This window comes from Akkermansiaceae bacterium, from assembly GCA_024233115.1.
Taxonomy (GTDB): Bacteria; Verrucomicrobiota; Verrucomicrobiia; order Verrucomicrobiales; family Akkermansiaceae; genus Oceaniferula.
The window spans coordinates 329,676-350,619 of the sequence record JACKQB010000001.1 but is presented as its reverse complement, the minus strand read 5'-3'; the positions used below and the strand labels follow the sequence as shown (position 1 = coordinate 350,619).

The 20,944-nt window shown below is 54.6% G+C and carries 11 protein-coding genes, 2 tRNA genes and 1 pseudogene; 12 read left to right on the top strand and 2 right to left on the bottom strand.

Annotation, left to right across the window (positions count from 1 at the left end; all coding sequences use genetic code 11):
- The first annotated feature begins 22 nt into the window (after positions 1-22).
- On the top strand, positions 23-5,455 hold the full coding sequence (uvrA, locus tag H7A51_01495) for an excinuclease ABC subunit UvrA (GenBank protein ID MCP5534886.1): 5,433 nt from the start codon (positions 23-25) through the stop codon (positions 5,453-5,455).
- 74 nt (positions 5,456-5,529) lie between these two features.
- On the opposite strand, the gene H7A51_01490 is transcribed toward uvrA, so the two are convergent.
- Positions 5,530-5,606: transfer RNA gene (locus tag H7A51_01490), tRNA-Asp, on the bottom strand.
- Positions 5,607-5,695: 89 nt separating this feature from the next.
- Positions 5,696-6,622, bottom strand: coding sequence for an ACP S-malonyltransferase (gene fabD, locus H7A51_01485; GenBank protein MCP5534885.1), 927 nt, complete (start codon positions 6,620-6,622; stop codon positions 5,696-5,698).
- 145 nt (positions 6,623-6,767) lie between these two features.
- Between fabD and H7A51_01480 the strand changes: the two genes are divergently transcribed.
- From H7A51_01480 to H7A51_01430, 11 genes and pseudogenes are all read left to right on the top strand, one after another.
- A tRNA-Ser gene (locus tag H7A51_01480) sits at positions 6,768-6,855 on the top strand.
- 176 nt (positions 6,856-7,031) lie between these two features.
- Positions 7,032-8,507: a hypothetical protein gene (locus H7A51_01475; GenBank protein MCP5534884.1), complete on the top strand. Its 1,476-nt coding sequence runs from the start codon at positions 7,032-7,034 to the stop codon at positions 8,505-8,507.
- A 277-nt stretch (positions 8,508-8,784) separates the two neighbouring features.
- Positions 8,785-9,054: a hypothetical protein gene (locus H7A51_01470; protein ID MCP5534883.1), complete on the top strand. Its 270-nt coding sequence runs from the start codon at positions 8,785-8,787 to the stop codon at positions 9,052-9,054.
- A 725-nt stretch (positions 9,055-9,779) separates the two neighbouring features.
- Positions 9,780-11,501, top strand: coding sequence for a reverse transcriptase N-terminal domain-containing protein (locus tag H7A51_01465; GenBank protein MCP5534882.1), 1,722 nt, complete (start codon positions 9,780-9,782; stop codon positions 11,499-11,501).
- A 213-nt stretch (positions 11,502-11,714) separates the two neighbouring features.
- Positions 11,715-12,395, top strand: a complete 681-nt coding sequence (locus H7A51_01460) for a helix-turn-helix domain-containing protein (GenBank protein ID MCP5534881.1) — start codon at positions 11,715-11,717, stop codon at positions 12,393-12,395.
- A gap of 72 nt (positions 12,396-12,467) precedes the next feature.
- A complete protein-coding gene (locus H7A51_01455; protein MCP5534880.1) occupies positions 12,468-12,665 on the top strand; it encodes a hypothetical protein in 198 nt (65 codons plus the stop codon).
- A 330-nt stretch (positions 12,666-12,995) separates the two neighbouring features.
- Positions 12,996-13,691, top strand: a complete 696-nt coding sequence (locus tag H7A51_01450; GenBank protein ID MCP5534879.1) for a hypothetical protein — start codon at positions 12,996-12,998, stop codon at positions 13,689-13,691.
- Between the two features lie 214 nt (positions 13,692-13,905).
- On the top strand, positions 13,906-16,251 hold the full coding sequence (locus tag H7A51_01445) for an AAA family ATPase (GenBank protein ID MCP5534878.1): 2,346 nt from the start codon (positions 13,906-13,908) through the stop codon (positions 16,249-16,251).
- A complete protein-coding gene (locus tag H7A51_01440; protein ID MCP5534877.1) occupies positions 16,248-18,317 on the top strand; it encodes an SAM-dependent DNA methyltransferase in 2,070 nt (689 codons plus the stop codon). The genes H7A51_01445 and H7A51_01440 overlap by 4 nt, the downstream gene beginning before the upstream one ends.
- 197 nt (positions 18,318-18,514) lie before the next feature.
- Entirely contained in the window at positions 18,515-19,663 is a 1,149-nt protein-coding gene (locus tag H7A51_01435; GenBank protein MCP5534876.1) for a restriction endonuclease subunit S, read from the top strand.
- Positions 19,656-20,939, top strand: a pseudogene (locus H7A51_01430) (type I restriction endonuclease subunit R). The gene H7A51_01435 and the pseudogene H7A51_01430 overlap by 8 nt, the downstream one beginning before the upstream one ends.
- Positions 20,940-20,944 lie beyond the last annotated feature (5 nt).

Here is a 20,944-nt window from a genome sequence, read left to right as displayed (position 1 = left end):
ACGGAGGTAGCATATTCGCTGCGTGCCAACCAAGACGACCCCACCAGCTGCCACAAAAAACACGGATGCGATCACCATCCACGGTGCCCGGCAACACAATTTAAAAAACCTCGACCTCGGGATTCCTCTGGGCAAGCTCACTGTGATCACCGGGCCCTCCGGCTCCGGGAAGTCATCCCTCGCCTTCCACACCCTGTACGCGGAAGGGCAGCGACGCTATGTGGAGACTTTTTCCCCCTACGTGCGCCAGTTTCTTGACCGAATGGATAAGCCTGCGGTCGACCGCATTGACGGGATCCCACCGGCCATCGCCATTGAACAGAAAAACACGATCCGCAGCACCCGCTCCACGGTGGGAACGCTGACCGAACTCAATGATTATCTGAAGTTGCTCTACCCGAGCCTCGCCGAGGCGTTCGATCCGCGCACTGGCGAGAAAATCAGACCCGACAGCACCGACAGCATTGCCGCCTGGTGTTGCAAGCAGCAATTGAACGAAACCATCATGGTCGTGTTTCCCGTTCCGGTCACTGAAGGGGCAACAACCGGTGACGTCCTGTCGATTCTCAACCAGCAAGGCTACCCACGCATTTTCCACGACGGTAAAACCCACCGTACCGAGGAGCCTGACAACCCTCTGGTATTCACCCATGAGGTGCTGGTGGTACAGGACCGGCTCAAGGTCACGCCAAAGAACAAGGCTCGTCTTCTCGAAGCCATCGATGCCGCGCTCACCCTGGGTAAAGGGAACGTGCACATTGTGCATGACGGACAAATCATGGCGTTTTCCACCTCGTGGACCAATCCGGCCACGGGCTTCACCCTCCGGCCCCCTACCCCGTCCCTGTTTTCGTTTAATTCCCCGCTGGGTGCCTGCCCTACTTGCCGGGGCTTTGGCCGCACCATCGGCATCGATCTCACCAAAGCCATCTCCGACCCGTCGCTCAGTATCAAACAGGGGTGCGTAACCCCCTTTACCACCTCGCGGGGTGCGGAGTGCCAGCGGGACCTGCTCCGCGCCGCCAGGGTATCCGGCATCGATATCAACACTCCATACTACGAACTCCAGGACCACGAACGCCACTGGCTGCTCTATGGTGAGCGCGAGGATTCCCAGGACGCCTGGGAAAACAATGAGTGGTATGGTGTCAAAGGGTTCTTCGACTGGTGTGAAAGCCGCTCCTACAAAATGCACGTCCGCGTTTTTCTCTCGCGCTACCGCGCCTACACCAACTGCCCGGACTGCAAAGGCTCCCGCCTCCAACCCGAGGCTCTTTGTTTCAAAATCAATGGCAAAACCCTGCCCGACCTCTGGCAAATGCCTGTCAATGAGCTCTCCGACTGGTTCTCTGCCAATTTCAAACAGAAAACCTCAAACTCAATCACCCACGCCCTCACCGAGATCCGATCCCGCCTCCACTATCTGTGCGAGGTCGGCCTCACTTACCTCACCCTCGACCGGCCCGCTAACACACTGTCCGGCGGGGAGATTGAGCGCGTCAATCTAACAACATGTCTCGGCGCAGCTCTGACCAATACCCTCTTTGTGTTAGACGAACCAACGGTCGGGCTTCATCAACGTGATATCGATCAATTGGTCCGGGTCATGCACGATCTCCGCGACAAGGGGAACACAGTCGTCGTCGTCGAACACGAGGAAACGGTTATGCGCGCCTGCGATCACCTCATCGACCTCGGCCCCGCCGCCGGAGAACACGGTGGAGAGATCGTGGCGGAGACCACCGGTCGCCAGGCCCAACAAAAATCCATTGCCAGAAAATTCCCCAGGTCAAAAACCCTGCCCTACCTTTCCGGGCTCACACGGCTCAAACCACCGACGACGCACCGAAAAGCCAGTCACCACCTGCAGATCACGGGTGCCAGCAGACATAACATCAGGAATCTCAGCCTCGATCTTCCGCTCGGTGTTTTCTCCTGCCTGACCGGCGTTTCCGGCTCGGGCAAATCCACCCTCGCCCACGATATCCTCTACCTGAACCTGGCCCGGCAACTCGGGATCACCGCCACCCATGAAGCGGCTCCTATCAAGTCTCTCACGGGCCACCAACAGCTCTCATCGGTGGAGCAGGTCGACCAGTCACCCCTCACCCGGACCCCCAGATCCACCCCGGCAGTGCACTCGGGTGCCTTTGAAGCCATCCGGCAGCTTTTCGCCCTGACACCCGAAGCCAAGGAACAAAACCTCACCCCCGGATACTTCTCCTTTAACTCGGGCACAGGCCGATGCCAGCGCTGTCTCGGCAACGGCTTTGAAAAAGTCGAGATGCAATTCCTCTCCGATCTCTATATCACCTGCCCGGAATGCGATGGCAAACGCTTCACCGACAAGGCCCGGGAAATCAAATACCGTGGCCGCAGCATTGCCGAAACCCTCGATCTCACAGTGACCGAGGCGGTTTCAGATGCCGCGAGCCATAAAGCGAATACCCCGAAGGAAAAGTCCCTGCTCAAGAAAATCCGGACCACTCTCCAGCCCCTCATCGACGTCGGCTTGGGTTACCTTCGACTCGGCCAGCCTCTCAACACCCTGTCCGGCGGTGAGTCACAACGACTCAAACTCTGTAAAATCCTCGCCGAGGCGCATCAGTCGACAGCCAAACTGCTCATTCTCGACGAGCCAACTACCGGTCTGCACTTCACCGACATTGAAAAACTCCTCGAGGTATTCCATCGGCTCACCGAGGCCGGCCATAGTCTGTTAGTCATCGAACACAACCTCGATGTCATTCGCTCAGCCGATCACATCATCGACCTCGGGCCGGGACCCGGTATCGACGGGGGGGGAATCGTCTTTGCCGGCTCCCTGGATGAGCTCCTCAAAGCCAATACGGCAACATCCAAAGCCCTCGTGGCGGTGACCTCCGGTCGCCAAACCCGCACCAAAATAACAAGCCCGCCAACACCCAAAAACTGCATCTCCATCATCGGCGCCCGCGAACATAACCTGAAAAACATTTCCGTCGATATCCCGCGCGACGAGCTGGTCGTGGTCACCGGCCTCTCCGGCTCGGGGAAATCAACCCTCGCGTTCGATCTTGTTTTTGCCGAGGGACAACGCCGGTTCCTCGACTCCATGTCTCCCTACGCACGCCAATTTGCTGGTCAGTTAGAAAAACCGGACGTCGACCGCATCACCGGGCTGCCTCCGACCGTGGCCATCGAGCAGCGGGTTTCCCGTGGCGGTGGAAAATCGACCACGGGGACCGTCACAGAAATCTATCATTTCCTCCGCCTCCTCTACGCCAAACTCGGAATCCAGCACTGCCCGGAGTCCGGCGAAGCGGTCATTTCACAAACCACGGAATCCATCGAAAAACAAATCGGTCAGCTACGCAAAAAATACAAGGACCTACTCATCCTCGCCCCATTGATCCGCGCCCGGAAAGGCTACCACACGGACGTCGCCGCTGCCGCCGCCAAAAAAGGGATCGCCCAGTTACTCGTCGATGGCAAGCTCATCGACACCGAGGGGTTTCAACCACTCAAACGCTTCCAACCCCACGATATTTTCGCCGTCTGCGACAGCGCCGAACAGGCTCTCACCCTCGGCAAGGGCAGCTGTTCCGCCATCCTGCAATCACAAATCCCCAGCTACCCATCACAAATGCGGAGCTTCAGCACCGCCCGCGTATCGCCCGTCACAGGAAAATCCTTCGATGAACCAGACCCCCACCACTTTTCCTTCAACTCCCACCGGGGCTGGTGCCCCACCTGCCGGGGCTACGGCACCGTGACGGCGGTTTCCAACCGCCTCGTCAAAAACTCCCATCATTTCAACTCAGAGCTCGAAGCCGAGATCCATGAGACCCTGTCATCACTGGACAGCAGCACCCGCATCACCTGCCCGGACTGCCACGGTGCCCGTCTCCGCGAAGACTCACGCCACATTTTTATCCACCAGACGCCGATCCAGACCATCAACCACCTCTCGGTGGTCGATGCCATCGCGATGTTAGAAAAGTGGCGCTTCACGGGCCGGGAAAAACTCATCGCGCGCGACATCCTCCCGGAAATCATCCAGCGCCTCCACTTCCTCGACCACGTCGGACTCGGCTACCTTCAGCTCGATCGCTCAGCCGACACGCTCTCCGGCGGTGAATCCCAGCGCATCCGCCTCGCCGCCCAGCTCGGCTCCAACCTGCGCGGCGTCCTCTACGTGCTTGATGAACCGACCATTGGCCTGCACCCACGCGATAATGTAAAACTGCTCGACACCTTAGAGTCGCTACGCCAGCGCGGCAACTCCCTGCTGGTCGTGGAACACGATGAAGAAACCATTTCCCGGGCACACACCTTGATCGAACTCGGACCGGGGGCGGGAGTCGAGGGTGGGGAAGTATTAAGTTGCCAATACCAAACTCCAAAAACCAAAGCCGACTACCGCCGGAGAACCCTGCCCAAGGTGAAGGCGACAACAGGCTGGCTGAAACTAACAGGATGCCATGCCAATAATTTGAAGAATATCGATGTGCGTATTCCCCTGGGCAGGCTCACGGTGCTGACCGGGGTTTCGGGCTGCGGCAAGTCGTCCCTGATGCGTGGTTGTCTTGCTACTGTTTTTGACAAAAAGAAATCGGATCAATCCTTCAAGGCAGTCACCGGCCACAAAAAAATCAAACACTGCTTCGAGGTCGACCAGACACCGATCGGAAAAACCTCCCGCTCCTGTCCCGCCACCTACGTCAAACTCCTCGATGCCATCCGCCAGCTTTTTGCCCAGCTCCCTGAAGCGAGAACCCGGGGATTCACCGCCTCCCGATTCTCCTTTAACAACACAGAAGGCCAGTGCCCCGAGTGCAAAGGCAACGGCAGGATCAAACTGGAGATGGACTTCCTCCCCACCACCTGGGTGCACTGTGAGGCGTGCGATGAGATGCGCTACAACGCAGCCACCCTCGACATCCGCTACAACGGCAAAAACATGGGTGAGGTCCTGCGGATGAATATCCGCCAGGCATCGGAGTTCTTCTCCGCAGTTCCAAAGATACATCGCACGCTCAGCCTGCTGACCGACACCGGGCTTGGCTATTTGCAACTCGGCCAACCAAGCCCGACGCTTTCCGGCGGTGAAGCCCAACGGATCAAACTCGTCTCCGAGCTGACCAAAGGAAGAAAATCAGTTACCAAGGGCGCCCTACAGAACAATAACCTCTACCTGATCGAAGAACCAAGCATCGGCTTACACCAGCAGGATGTGGATAAACTCATCGACGTCCTGCACCGGCTCGTCGACGAGGGCCATACGGTGGTGGTCATCGAACACCACACCACCATCATGGCCGAGGCCGACTACATCATCGATATCGGCCCCGAAGCCGGGGAAAAGGGCGGCAGAATCGTCGCCCAAGGCACACCTGAACAGGTCGCCAAATCCAAAAACTCCCGCACCGCCCCATTCCTGAAAGCGACACTGCTACCGACACCGCAACCATAACCGGGGCTGCCAGCGACAAAAAAAGCCCCGATAAACGGGGCTTCAAACGGAGCTTGTTACCAAGTAAGGCAAAGTGGCGGGATGGACGGGACTCGAACCCGCGACCTCCGGCGTGACAGGCCGGCGCTCTAACCAACTGAGCTACCACCCCTTTGCTTTGCTTGGGCGGGCGGAACCTAGGAAGATTCCCGCCCGCTGGCAATACATTTTTTTACCAAAATGGCATTTTCTTGAACGTCCCTAGCCCAGAGCCTCCACCGCGGCCTCCAGACTGTCCACATCCTCGACCGAAATAACCGTCGCCGACTTGTCGATCCGTCCCATCAGCCCCGCCAGCACCTTGCCCGGTCCAAGTTCCAGGAAGGTGGTGTGGCCATCGGCAATGAGCTTCTGCATCGACTCCGTCCAGCGCACAGAACCGGTCACCTGCTGCTCGAGCATCGATTTGATATCATCAGCCCCGTCCACGGCACGTGCAGCAAAGTTACAAATGACGGGAATCCGCGGCTCGGAGAGTTCCGCCCCAGCCAGGACTGCGGCCAGTTTGTCCTGGGCACTCTGCATCAGTCGCGAGTGATAGGCGCCGGCCACGTTGAGCTTTTTACCCATACGCACACCGGCGTCCTTGGCTCCAGCCACTGCTTTGTCGATCCCCGCTTCGTCACCAGAAATGACGATCTGGCCGATGGTGTTGAAATTGGCGACATCCACCCCGCAGTCGGCCGCAAGCTTGGCAACGGCTTGCTCATCACCACCAATCATCGCAGCCATGGCACCATTTGTCGCATCACAGGCTTCACCCATGAACAGACCACGCTGCTCGACAATTTTCAGACCCGTTTCAAAATCGAAGGTGCCCGCCAGCGTGTGGGCGGTAAACTCGCCCAGCGACAGACCAGCGGTGGCCACCGGCTTGAGCGACGGCACTTTTTCCTGCAACACCGCCAGACAAGCGAGACCATGCACATAGAGAGCCGGCTGGCAGCGGGAGGTCTTGGTCAGCTCCTCATCGGGACCATTGAACATGATGTCCGTAAGCGAGTAACCCAACGCGGCATCCGCCTTGGCAAACAACTCCTTGACCACCGGATAGGCCTCGGCCAGATCCTTGCCCATACCCACTTTCTGGGCTCCCTGTCCTGAAAATAATACAACAACGTTACTCATAGTGCTTTTCTTCTATGCCACCCACCCCCATCAGGCAAGCCCGCATCGCATCTTCGATAAACTTACAAAAACATACGAATTTCTTCTTGCAAAACACCCGGAACCATTGAACTTTTCCCCGACTGCAATGCCCATTGCAACCAACGGAGGGGTGGCAGAGTGGTCGAATGCACCGGTCTTGAAAACCGACGTGGCGAAAGTCACCGTGGGTTCGAATCCCACCCCCTCTGCCATATTTCACAAAGCCCTGTAACCCAATAAGTTACAGGGATTTTTGTTTGTTGGTGATCTGAAAATGATACACAATCTAATACACTAACGATGCATGTTCACTCAGATTTACCCATGTGTATTTTCAGGGAGATCGATTGCTTTGCACCTCAATTTTAGGTAAGTCACTGTATCAGTTATGACCCATCCCGATACTACTCCGCCCCACGACGATGAGGGTATCCCTGCTGATGAGAGTGCGTGGGGCCATCGTGAACGGCAACGGCAGGAGGAGGAAGAACAACAAAACGAGCAGGATAAACTTCGTGACCAAACTGCTCCAGCCAGAAAAGCGCTGGAGGCAAAGAATGCTGAAAGGAAAGCTAGGGCCAAAGAAGAAGAAAGGAAAAAGGCAGAGGACTCAGCGAAGAGGAAGAAGCGTAAGCAACGCAGGAAAATTTCCAAAGCGGATGTTCAACACCTGATGCGAGCAGCTAGACGCCTAGACCCAGATACCGGGAAAACTACCCTTGAGGTTACGCCTGGGCTACATACTTATAAAAGTGCCGAGCTAGAACTACAACGAATTGGGTATCTCGAAATAATAGAATCACACCTATGGCTAGAACGCAGCGCATCTGGTAAATACCTCATCCACAACTTGGATAGTCAATGCAGCTCGATAGGCATTGAGCACATCAAGCAAAACCCCTCCACCTTGGCAATATGGAAAGCTCCTGCCTACTATGCGGATGATACACTGAGGGTTTACCCCGTGCCACCACCACCAGGAACGTTAGCAAGTAGCGATGAGCTTGAGGCGAAGTTGGATCAAAACTGGCATGAGATCGTAAACCGGTCAGAGTGCGAGGTATCTGTGTTGCCTGCTTCCTATGCCTCCCCCATTGACCAATTAGTAAGAATCATGAGGATCGACTTTCAAGCCTCCGGGGAGCTCGGTTTCCCCCTTAGCACGGAGGATTTTAACAGGGACGATTTTCATTATGACCCTGAACAAAAGCTTCTCCGCGACAGCTTCCGCCCTCAAGTAATCGAAAGGCTGCGTGAATGGGGCCTACTTGATTGCGACACTGACTACGGCGATCCAGATTTTCTATATTTACCAGTAGGGTGCGGCCTGCCTGATTCAACAGAGGGTCTTAGACTTCTCACACAAGGCAAACGCACCTATGAAGATGACCCCCAGAGCCTGCACCCTGATGATCCAAGAAGAATTTGGCGAGATTTCAGAGAACTCCATATCGATGACGTGCAAGCCCTACGTGAATCCATTCAAGAATTGGTTTACTTATCATTCCTAGCAGGAAGAGAAGACAAAGGCAATGAGTTGCACCACAAGCTATTCTCTCTCATACAAGAGGGGCAGAGATTCTCCACTTCCAGACTCAAGGCAGGCAATACTTACAAGACCCACACAGGACACCTCAAGGACGCCACCGACAAATACGTAAAGTCGGCAAATAATGGTGACCGCTATTTTCTGCCCACAGCTGCCAAGGTGAGGGATTACATCCTAGCCAGTAAAAACAAAAAGTGGATCAAGGCACTCAAAGCGGGCGGAAAGGGAAGCCTAAAAGGAGTCGTTCAACGGTACCGAGAAAAAACCAACAGAGATAAAAGTGCCGATGCTTGGACGAGAGAGTTGACGGAATAATTATCCAGCCCGCACCGTTGAATTTCTAGAGCATTAACGGGTCTCCTCACGCATGCAGGGAAATTTTCTGGCACAATTTGCATTTTTTTGCTCCCTACAGAGCTGTTACATCCATGATGTGACAAATCCCTTACAGGCCAATCAAACGCGTATACGTAATTGTTAGGGTTTTATTAATACGACCTTTTGTAAATCGCACTGATCTACACCTACATCACTGGTGTTGTGTGAGTTACATGTTGTTAATCAAGTGGGTCAGTCGTAGTATCCACTCGAAATGAACGACCAAGAACTTCCAAACACCGTCACGATTGAAGTCGAAGCATCACCGGTTTTCATCAAGATTGCTGACGCTGTAAAAAAGTATTCCATCAGCCGCAGCAAGCTGCTGCAACTGGTGGATAGCGGTGAGATCGAGGCATTCCGACCCAGGCTCAAGGGAGCCCGTAAAGGTATGCTTCTACTCGACGATAACAGCATCGTCCGTTGGATCCGAAAGTATCCGGCAACAGACAACGGAGCGAGTGGGTCGTCAAAACCCGCTTAGTCCATAACCTTAACCATGTGCCACATGGCACACAGTTCGATTCCTGACTGCCGCCGGCGGTGATGAGTCTGCTGAACCAGCTCTTTGACATGCTAAACGTGTAAACACACACCACATCATAATCGCACAAGCGACACGTCGGTTCGAAACCGGGCTCTCACAAAGCCCGGGGGATGAATCGCGGATGCAGGTCCAACCCCTGCTCTGAAAGTCGTGCAATACACCAGTGAGCCGAGGGACTACCTGAGGCAATTCTGGCCGTCGTGATGATCGACGCGTAGGCAATCTCCCTGTCGCGGACCTTAGAGGGGTCTATCGGCATAGCGGGAGAGCATGTGTTCCTCCTTCCAGAAGAACACTCCGAAGTCGGGAACGGGTGATTAGCTGGCCCACTTGGGCCTACCGAAAAGGCTATAACAAGCCGTCGTAATGAGGAAATCAAGAACAGTGGCTCAGTTTGTAACTGGGCCACACCTGGCACATGTCCGTGAGACTCATGTGTATCATTCAGGCATTTCTTCGGCGGGATGAGCCCACCCAACCCCTGACGTAACAGTATGCACGGAAACGTGGAAACCTGAGTAGTTAACCATGCCGATACCGGTGTGGGGACGGGCATCTTCCTAATGCTGCTCAGGGTAGGTCGGCGACCAAGCAAAAGCTCCGTTGTAATGGCGGGGATATGCCTAATTCGCTCAACAGACTCGAACATAAAACCCAAACCAATGAATACCAATAATAACTCAAACAAGAGATGGCAGGACATTAACATCCGGGAGGCGATACGATTCGTCCACCGCATGCAGGTCAAAATATTCGAAGCCACGATGTGTTCAGACACGTGCAAAACGAACAAACTACAAATCAAGCTAGCCAACAGCTTTTACGCCAAAGTCCTGGCCGTAAAGAAAGTAGCCAAGGATAATCATGGCAGGAAAACTGCCGGGATCGACGGAGTGAAGAACCTCTCTGAAGATGAGATGTTCGAGATGGCCAGTACGCTGACCATCAACCACAAACCGTCACCAGTTCGCCGCAAACTCATTCCCAAGCCAGGGAAGAAGGAAAAGCGGCCACTGGGAATCCCATGCATGAAGGATCGCGCACAACAAGCGCTGATCGCCTTGACTCTCGCACCTCAATGGGAGGCTCGATATTCAGAACAAATGTTTGGCTTTAGAAAAGGACGTGGGGCACAGGATGCTCTGGCATATACCCGGATCTGTCTCCTGAATGCACCACGCTGGATACTCGATGCCGACATCGAGCGGTTCTTTGATCTTCTAAATCATGAAGAACTGCTTAACCGCATTGACGCTCCCCAATCCATCAAGGATGCCATTAAGCGTATCCTTAAAGCCGGGCACATGGCGGAAAAGGTTATCTATCGCTCAGAACATGGTACGCCACAGGGCGGCCCACTGAGCTCGATATTGGCCAACATTGCTATGACCAGACTGATACCCTATGTCGAAGCTCGGCATAGGGCACAGTACCAGAGCAAACCGCCCATCATCATCATTTATGCTGATGACATGGTAGTCATACACCCTGACCGTGATGTGATAGCACACACGAAAGAAAGTATCGACTCCTACCTCCACCAACTCGGTCTCAGACTGAGTCCCAGCAAAACTCGCATCTGTCACACCCGGGATAAAGATCCTGACACAAAGACACGTGGGTTTGATTTCCTAGGTGCTCACTTCCAACACGTCCTCACGGACGACAAGAAAGGAGGCAAGCGTCCCTACTTACTAGCGACCCCCAGCAGAGATGACATTAAGCATATCTACAAGAAATGCTGCCAGCGTATTGACCGCTCCATCATTAACAGGAAGCGCCAAGGCAAGCGACGCTACAATATGAGTAAAGGTAAGCGTGATCCGGTCACCAAAATGATCAGGGATCTCAACCTAATACTCAACGGATGGAGTCAATACCACTCCGTCATTAACGCCAAAGAGACGTTCTCGAAAGTGGACAACCTCATCTTCAACAAACTCCTTAAATGGAGTAAGCGGCAGTTTAAGAGCAAGACCGCTGACTGGCGATACCAACGGATGTTCTCCGGTATAGAAACCGATAAAGACGGTAACCCACTGCTTAGGCAAGATGGTGAACCTCGTGAGCGGAACTGGGCATTCAAAAGCCCATTCGTTGCAAATGAGAAAGATCACGTAACACTCATCAAGATTGCCGACCGTAGAGTCAGCACACATACGATGACCAGACTCACCAGCCGCTATTACGATAACGACTGGTTATACTGGGGCAGTAAGCAGAACAACTACCCGGGCATACCCGATACGATCTATGCTTCAGCCCTTAGACGTTCCGGAGCTAAATGCTCCCTATGCAAGTCCCGCTTCTCTAAGGGGGATAAAGTTAAAGAAGTCACCGCTAAGGATACATCCTTACTTGTTCACTGCACATGTCCACACTGACTAGCTGACTTACTTCAATAGTAGGTCGTCTGGTGTAAGCCCATTGCTGGGAAACTGGCCCGATGGGTTTCAGCTCCGAAAGGGGCATCTATGCCAAGAGGTTTTGCTTCTTCCTCACACCTAAAAAGGAGTCTGTCCCGGCAGACGTTAACCTTGCCTTATACCGCCCGAGGAGCGGTACAGGCACAACCCAAATTACCAACCATAAATATCATGGAACACACATCCAAGGCGCTAGATGCGCCATCGCATGATGGTGCTGACGATTCCGTTCAGCAGAAGCCCGAAACATTAACCAACATCCAAGACGTAGACACGTCCACTTGGATTACAACCAAACAAGCCAGCGAGAATTACGAATGCGCCCAAAGCACGCTCAAACGCTGGATCAAAGCTGAAGAGTTGAAAAGCCACCAAATCAAACCACGGTCGGCTTACCTTGTTGACCCGGAGCATGTTGAACGCATGCTCAAACTCAGGTCACATGTCACAAGCATCTTTCACCCGGCGAAGATAGATGATGTCACACCACACACTACCGGTGATACTGATGTGACATCACATCCTACCACCAAGGATGTCACATCACCACAGAACCAGACCACTGAAGATGACAAGGTTTATCTAACGAAGCCTTTCCCACCTGAGGAAACAACACAGAGCAAACCCGCTACAGCCAACTGCGTGGGAGCGAAACATTCGGACAAACATCAAACACGCCAAAAGGAAGGAGCTAAACCTCCACGAGGTTCTCAAAAAAAGAAAAACCGACGTCCTCAGCGAAAGTTCAAGACTGACCTGAATCATGTCGTGAAGATGGCTATGAGCCTACCCGTAGGCCAGCGCCTCAGTTTAAGGAATCAACTTACGAGCAATCTCGACAGCGTCATTTAACCCAACCACCGAATGTTCGAGCTTACTCATGTTAATACCTACGGATTACATGAAACTCGCAGTAACACGGTAATGAGCCTACCGTCTGTCGCACAGGCATCTGGCCTTACCGTGGAGTTCTTATCTGGGCTCATCAGGAATGATCTACTGCAGGTGTATTACGATAACGACCGACCACGGATCGACATCGTCGAGTTCAATGAACTCACAGCCCACACACACTTCCAATTATTCGCCGACAAAAACGGCGAGTATAAAAAATACGGGTAAAACCTATCACAGCCAGATTCCTAGATGGAGTCTGGCTGTTTGACTTACGGCAGCATGCAATTTTACACCATTCCGTGTTATATAATAGTGAAGGACAGCACCGTTACCCGCTCTCAGGTAAACTGATTCGTTGAGCCTCACCTGCTACCACTTCACTAGACCGCCCGTTGGACTAAACATCCAACGGGCATTTTTATTACTACACTCTCCCCGCCACCACTCATTCAGAGGACGCGGGAACCCTTGGCTATCGCCATGATCGGTTCCCGTGCGGGGCCGTCATGTCGGTTGCCTTTCAACCTAAACAGAAAGGAAAAACACATGAGCCCCATGGCACAAGAAATATTAATGAATGATGTGGTGCCTCGCATTCGTGCAGGTGCGCATTCCGTCCCAAAAATAGGCCACGAAGACGACGAGGAAATTGTTCAGGACTCCACGTTGATGGCGGCACGAATGATCGACTCGGCTGAACGAAACGGCCGTAAGTTCACGCCGGGCAACATCGCTTACTACACCCATCGAGCTGCCCGTAGTGGCCGCCGTAGTGGCTACTCTGGACGCAGCGACGCTCTATCCCCAGGATGTCAGCTCGATGGTAAAGCGAAGCATGACTCACTCGACTATGAAATCACATCAGAAACTGGTGAGTCGGGTTGCCTGCATGACGTCATCGGACCTTACGATGAGGCAGGTAACGAAACTGACCCCGCAGAAGAGGCTGCCCGTAACTTGGACTGGGAGGCATTCCTTGCGTCTCACTCAGGTCGCCACCGCACCGCCATCAACGTGCTAGCCGCCGGCGGGACGATGCGTGAAGCAGGTCAACGGTGTGGTTTGAAAGACAGCGCCGCAAGGAATCTGAAACTTCGTATCGCTGAGGATCTCATTGAGTTCTTTGGTTCCGATGTCATCAGGCGTATTCTGGACGGTGTATGCCCCGGCTGGGTATCCGACCTGCGAACTGCCCGTGAGCGTCACCTGGGTCATACCAGCCAAGGCATGATGGCAGAACGCCATGCGTAGTGCTAAGCAACCCCAAGAAAACGCACCACCACCAATGGGGCGTTTTTTTAGCTCTCGCATCATGCGCCGTCCTCTCCCCGGGAATGACATTTTCATCGCTCATCATGAGCATGAAACACAATTCACCCTTGTCGTCCCTGAATCACGCTGATAGGAAAATACAGCAATGTCCAAAAAAGGGCCGCGACACTCAGCGATTTCAACCGCTTCCCGCATGATTAAGCGTATTAACACACTCAACCGCGTAGGTCGTTTCATTGAACTGCGCAGTGCCGCCGGCGCGGATCACGACTTCGCCGAACTCAATGTTGTGTTCGCCAGTAATGCTGCGGGTAAAAGCACGCTCTGCGATATTCTTCGTGCCATGACTCTGGGAGAATCGTCCTACATTGTTGGGCGGAAGCGCCTAGATGCGGGGAATGATCCTGAAATTGTGATTGCCTTGGAGGGAACGCATCCGCAACCGATAGTCCGTTTTCAAAATGGCGCTTGGGTGAACGCCGCAGCGAGTCCAAAAATTCACATCTACGACGATCGTTTCGTTGCTGAAAACGTGTTGGTAGGTCATCACATTAATGTTGATCAGCGTCGGAATCTTTATGAGTTGGTGATAGGTGCTAAGGCAATAGCGTTGAAGCAGGCATTTGATGCAGCCGAGCAAAATCTTAACACTGCTTCGAGTGCTGCAAAGCAGGCTGAGGGTGATTTGAATCGACTTATCCCCCCGTTGGATAGCATTGAGGAATTTCGAATGGTTCCTCTAGTCACTGGTGTTGATCAACAAATTGCCACCTCCAGGGAAACACTTGCATCCGCAACACAAACGCAATCCAAGGCCGACGCCATTCGCCAGCGCCCCGAACTTTCAGCAGTTTCCATCGCACAGCTTCCGACAAATCTCACAGAAGTCCTGTCCTCAACTCTCGACCAAGCAGCACTCGTTGCTGAGGAACAAATCAGAGAGCATCTCCATACGCACACCACAGGCCTTAGCCTGGATTGGCTAGGACAAGGGCACAAAGCTAAAACAGGTGACGGTTGCCCCCACTGCGGGCAATGCATGACAGGCTTAGATATCCTCAATGCATACAACGCATTCTTCTCGGGAGAACTCCAAGCTCAAGAGCTGTCGCGGAGCACACTGAGAACTACCACAACACAGGCTTTCGGCGAGGAGGCAAGAACCCAAATACGTGAGACTATCACCTCGCATATGACCGAACGCACTTGGTGGGCTGATGCGGCAGGCTTTGCCTTCACGCTCCCTACCGATCTCGATCTAGCCACGGTCCTGGAAGCCCATGAAGCCGCCTATCAGGCAATCATCGGGGCGTTGGACCGAAAGCAGGCCGACCCTGCTAACGCCACAACAATCACCGCGACCGAACAACAAGCTATCGATGCATGGGAGTGCATGGCTGTGACGCTGGACGGATACAACACTGGCATCCAATCCATCAACGTAACGCTCACCCAAAAGAAGGCGGAAGCAGGCACCATCGATCTTGCGCCGCTTCAACAAGCCCTGGCATCACTCGAAGCCAGCAAGGAACGACACCAACAGGATGTGATCGATGCCTACTCTGCTTACGACGCTGCAGTGCTCGCTAAGACAGCTGCCCAGCGAGCCAAGGAGGCTGCCAATAATGCCTTGCGTGATCATGCCAACGCTCTGCTCGCCCAATATGGGGAACGGATCAATGCACTGCTTGACCTCTTCGCCGCCAATTTCCGCATCGTCTGCGGTGGCAACGACAACAACTACGTCACCTTTCCCGGAGGCCAACCCTCTGGCCAGTTGGTGATCGAAATCCTCGGACATAAAATCGCCTCGTCACCTGCCGATGCTGCCGATCCTGCCCGTCCATCATTGGCTAACACCATTAGCGGAGGAGATCGGAGCGCTCTCGCACTTGCCTTCTTCCTGGCGAAGGTTGAGCAGGAGCCCGGCTTGGCCGACAGCATCATCGTATTCGACGATCCATTCCACAGTCAGGATCGCTCCCGCCAAAGCCGCACCATTGAGCGCATCCATGCGATCACCCGCACCGCCAAGCAGTGCTTTGTATTCTCTCACGACCTCGACTTCGCCCGGGCCGTTGCTCCGATCCATGGCATACGCACCCGCACCTTCAAGCTCGATCCGTTAACCGACCGGACGACGTTGGAATGCAAGGAACTTGATATGCTGCCGAGTCGAGCTTACGAAATTAAGTATACCAAACTCGCGGACTTTGTTATCAATCCTGCCGACTATGCTGACCAACTCACTGGCATCGCGTTGATCCTTCGGACGATTCTGGAAGAATATCTTCAGCTCAAATTCCCCCTGCGCTGGACTGACAAAGACTATTGGTTCGGCACCATGATCGGAGAAATCGAGGGTTCCACAGTAGGCGATCCTCTGTTCTCTTGTCGGGGGCTTCTTACTGATCTCAACGAAGTCAACAACTACAGTAAACGCTTTCATCACCGTTCCACTGGTGTTATTGCCGACGTTACCGATGCCCGGGAACTCGTCACCTACGCCAAACAAACTCTTCAGATTATTCATCAATGACCAAACCTACTTCACATCTCGACAAAGCCCGCCTCACGAATCTCGCCGACGAGATTTGGAAATCGGCTGAGCGCCTGCGCGGCAAATTCAAGGCGCACGAATATCAGGTCGTTGTCCTCCCCATCATCACCATCCGCCGCCTCGAATGTGTGCTGATCAAGTGGCGTGAGCAGAAGGCCGAGGAAATCCGCTCAAAGCGGAAATCCATCTCCGACGAGGAGCTGGAGAAACTCGTCAAGGCGCTCGAACTGAACCCCAAGCAGTCACCCGGCTTCTCGAACGCGACCACTTGGACGCTGCGCAAGATCTACGAGGAGGATCACACCCTGCTCGAAAAGAACTTCCGCGCTTACCTCAACGGCTTTTCGGAGACGGTGCAGGACATCCTTGAGAGCTTCGACTACCGCGCCGTCATCGGCAAGATGGTCAAGAACGCCCGGCTCGCCCCGATCCTGAACCAGTATTCCACTCTCGATCTCGGCCCGGACAAACTGTCCAGCCTGGAGATGGGCTACATCTACGAGGAATTGCTCCGGCGCTTCTCGGAAGCCCACGCCGAGGCCGCCGGGGATCACTTCACCCCGCGCGAGGTCATTCGTCTGATGGTCGAGCTGCTGGAAATTCCAATTCCCGACCGCCATACCTCCATTTATGATCCTGCCTGCGGCACCGGCGGCATGCTCTACGTCGCCAAGGAGCACTTGCTTGACAAGGCCAAGACCGACGAAGAGCGCGAGCACGTGCAGAAATTCATCACCCTCCACGGCACCGAGATCATGGCGGAGACCTACGCCATCGCCCGCTCCGAGGCGCTCATCCGGGGAGAAGCGCTGGCCACCATCTGCTGGGGAAACTCCCTCATCCCCCACAATCCACAGAGCAAGGAACCCGGCGACCAGTTCCCGGAGACCGACAAGTCGAACCACTTCGACTACATGCTCAGCAATCCTCCCTTCGGCGTCACCTGGGGCGGCAAGGACGGCTACCAGGATCAGGCCGAAAAACTCCGCAAAACCCGCTACGTTGCAGGCATGCCCGCCGTGAATGACGGCTCGCTGCTCTTTCTCCAGACCATCCTCGCCAAGCAGAAGAAACCCGAGCAGGGCCTCAGCAAGACCGCCATCATCTTCAACGGCTCCCCGCTCAGCAATGGCGATTGCGGTGAGGGCGAGAGCGAGATCCGCCGCTGGATTCTCGAAAACGACTGGCTCGACGCCATCGTCATGCTGCCCAACGAGCTGTTCTACAACACCGGCATCTACACCTACATCTGGCTACTGCGCAACGACCGCGCCGCCATCGGGCGCAAAGGCCGCATCATGATCATCGACGGACGCCAACAGTTCGAAAAGGAACCCAAATCCTTCGGCAACAAACGCAACCGCATCGTCGAGCGCCACCGCCAGTGGATCGAGCAGCGCTACCACGGCGGCTGGAAAAAGGGCTTCGCGGATGACGACGTGCGCTTCTTCACCAGGGCGGACTTCGCCTTCCACAAGGTCGAGGTCGTCTTCTGGCAGACCGATGAAAACGACGAGCCAGCAATCATTACGGAACCCTTCCCTGTGCAGTTCAAGAACGCCAACGTGAAGTCCAAGCAGGATTTCTACGACAGCGAGATGACGCTCCACATCCGCGTCACCAGCCCGAAGAGCCGGAAGGTCCACGAGTTCGACCTCACCCTCGACCCGGACGACAGCTTCGTGAAACTCTACAAGCCGGAGATCGAGAAACGCTTCGGCGAGGAAATGGGCAAGCTCACCGCCGCCACTCTCGATAGGCTGGAAACGGAAGTCAGCTACACCCACCGCCACTACATCAAGGACGACGAATACATCCCCTTCGATGCCCAGGGAAAACCGAAGGACTACATCCCCGCCTTCCTCGAACGAGAAATCGAGAAGCCCATCATTCGCTGGCAGGATCGCCCGCAACTCGGCTACGAAATCCTGCCCAACAAGTATTTCTATCGCTACACCCCGCCTCCCGCCGCCGATGACCTACTCAAGCAGTTCTGGTCGCTGGAGAAGGAGGCGGAAGGGCTTTTGAAAGGACTCGTTAAATGAAATCGCCCAGCTCACATAGACCAGACACCTGGCGCGATCTCGTCCCCAAACACTGGAGGTCTGATCGCCTCAGTAAGTTCGCGGACATCATCGTCAGCAACGTCGATAAAAAGACTGAGGACGGTGAAGATCCGGTGCTTCTTTGTAACTACGTTGACGTTTACAAGAACGACCGAATCACCGCGGACATCCCTTTCATGGAGGCATCCGCAACGCCGCACGAAATCACGAAGTTCACTCTCCAACGGGAAGATGTGATCACAACGAAGGACTCCGAAAACCCTCTCGACATCGCCATCCCTTCACTCGTGGCGGAAGATCTTGATGGGGTGCTATGCGGGTATCATCTCGCGATTTTGCGGGCGGAAAAGCGGCATCTCTTTGGCCCCTATCTTTCGTGGCTACACGTTTCCCAAACCATTCGGGCTCACTACGAGATGCACGCCACGGGTATTACTCGTTGGGCGATCGGGCGAAAACATTTCAAAACTTGTCCAGTCCCACTCCCGCCGCTCCCCGAGCAGAAGCGGATTGCGACGTATCTGGACGCGAGGTGCGCGGCGATTGACCGGGCGGTGGAGACGAAAAAGAAGCAGCTCGATACCCTCGACGCCCTCCGCAAATCCATCATCCAACGCGCCGTCACCCAAGGCCTCAACCCCAAGGTGAAGATGAAGGAGTCGGGGGTGGATTGGCTGGGGCGGGTGCCAAAACATTGGCTCTGCGAAAGCTTGAAGCGAGCGACGTCACGGATTCAGACAGGCTCGACTCCTCCAACGTCTCAGCCGGTTTACTATGAGGAAGGAACCATCGAGTGGTTCGCTCCAGAGTGCTTTAGCCAGACAATCAAACTTCGAACCCCGAAAAAACTCATCAACCAACAGGCCTTTGAAGACAAGAAGGTCAGAATCTTTGCGCCAGAGACAGTTCTCTTCGTTGGGATTGGAGCCACAATTGGAAAGGTGGCTGTCCTTGAGAAAGAAGGTTCATCCAATCAGCAAATCGTAGGAATCTCCTGCGACCATCGGATGATTGGCCGATTCCTCGCCTACCAACTGAAGAACTACGAAACGATTATTCCCAAGCTCGCCCAGTATACAACCTTGCCCATTCTTAATCAGACCAAGGTGGGTTACCTGCCAGTGTTACGACCGCCTATCAGCGAGCAGCAGGAGATTTGCGAGTTTTTGGATAACAAAGAACTCGAATTGGCGAACGTTGAGAAGATCCTAAACGACCAAATCTCCACCCTCACCGCCTACCGCAAATCCCTGATTCACGAATGCGTCACTGGCAAGCGGCGCATTTCCGACGCGGATGTAACCAAAGTTGAAGCCCATGTTTGAAGGACCGGAAAAGACGTTTCAGAAGCACATCGCGGACTTTCTCATCCGCGAGCATGGCTTTGCCGTCCTCACCCAAGACGAGATCACCGACACGGAGTTCTGCTTTGCCGAGGATCACCTTTACGCCTTTCTCAAGGCAACCCAGAACGAAACTCTAGAACGGCTGAAGGTAAACTACGGCAGCGACTCCCGCGATGAAATCTTCAAGGCATTGCGCGAGGAAATCGGCCGCCGCCCGTTGTGGTCGATCATCCGCACAGGTCTGAGTGTGCGCGGCCATGACTTCAAACTCTACTTCCCCAAGGCTCGCTCCAGCGAGAGCGTCGCCAACCAGCTCTACGGAGAGAACCGGATCACGTTCAAGCCGAGCCTCTATTTTGGCACGAGTAACTTCGAAATTGATTTCGCGTTTTTCTTAAACGGCCTGCCCATCGTCACGATGGAGCTGAAGCACGAGGCCAACCAGAATGTGCATGATGCCGTGGCGCAATACGTCGCCCGCGATCACAGCAACCGGATTTTCCAGCTGCCCTTCCTGCACATCGCTGCCGATACCGCAGACGTGCAGGTGGCCACCGATCCACGAGCGGAGAAGAACTTCCGCTGGTTCAATACCGGCTTAAGCAACCAGCCGCAGACGGCAGGCGAATACCCGGTGGAGTTCCTCTATCGTGAAGTGCTCTCCAAGGACAGCCTGCTGGAAGCCGTCTCCTTCTACCTTGTCCAGGCTCCCAAGCAGGAAGCCGCTGACGATCGCCCCGAACGCCCTGCCTTCACGCTCTTTCCCCGCTACCACCAGCGCCGCTGCGTGGAGAAGATCGCCCGGGAGACTCAAGGGCACTTCGCCGAACATGGCGACGTAGGTCGGAAGTTCCTCGTGAACCACTCCGCCGGATCTGGCAAGACGCTGACCATGTGCTGGCTGGCTGACCGTCTGCACAGTCTCTACAAGCCGGGCACCTCGGAAAAGATGGTGAACATGGTCTTCCTGCTCACCGATCGGAAGTCACTCGACAAGAACATCCGCGAGGACATCGAGAAGTTTTCCCACCTCAAGGACGTGGTGCGCTATGCCAAGCGGTCAGGCGACCTTGGACGCTTCCTCCGCGACCGCGAGCAGATCATCGTCACTACCCAGCAGAAGTTTCACTACATTCTCGACAAGATCGCGAGCGACGAAGGACTCAAGGATTTGCGCGTGGCCTTCCTGATCGACGAAGCCCACCGCTCGCAGGAAGGCCGCATGGCCACCGCCATCCGCACGCCATTTCGCGACACACC